This window comes from Lactobacillus jensenii DSM 20557 (genome assembly GCF_001436455.1).
GTDB lineage: Bacteria > Bacillota > Bacilli > Lactobacillales > Lactobacillaceae > Lactobacillus > Lactobacillus jensenii.
This window is the reverse complement of the sequence record NZ_AYYU01000070.1, coordinates 1-544: the sequence shown is the minus strand read 5'-3', so window position 1 is coordinate 544 and position 544 is coordinate 1. Positions and strand designations below refer to the sequence as shown.

1 protein-coding gene is annotated in these 544 nt (G+C 27.9%); it reads right to left on the bottom strand.

What is annotated here, in order from left to right; translation table 11 throughout:
- Nucleotides 1–544, bottom strand: a 544-nt coding sequence (locus tag FC45_RS07480) for a restriction endonuclease subunit S (RefSeq protein ID WP_201780509.1), incomplete at its 5' end; no start/stop codon positions are given.

Below are 544 nucleotides of genomic sequence, written 5' to 3'. Positions count from 1 at the left end.
CTATTTACACAAAAAATTTGACAGTTTCAGAACTAATATATTGGCAACTTTTATTTGAATATTTATAGGTATTAAATTAACATTTATACCATTTAAAATTTCTTTTGTTAACTGAGGTTGTGCTCCACCTGTAATATATTTTTTTAAGTTTAAAGTGGTTAGATAATAGTAAAAATATAATTGATTGATAAGTTTAGAATCAATATCAACTACCATTGAATTTCCGGTTATCCATACAGGTCCAGGAACAAAATTAACAGCTCCTGTACTTGCACCTCTTGCACATATAGTAATTGCGTCATCTTTATGATTAAAGTTATAGTAGTGACCAATATATCCATTTGCACCAAAAACTTTATAGCCGTTGGTAGACATTTGAGTAGCAGTAATTGTTTCTGGTTGATACATATTTGAAACATCTTTTAGCTTATATTTAATCATATCTTTTTGACCATTAAAGAATAAATCCTTAGCAAAAATATGTGTCTTTAAGGCATAAAATATCTGCTTTTCTAGCTCTAATTTTCGTTGTTGAAGAGAAAGA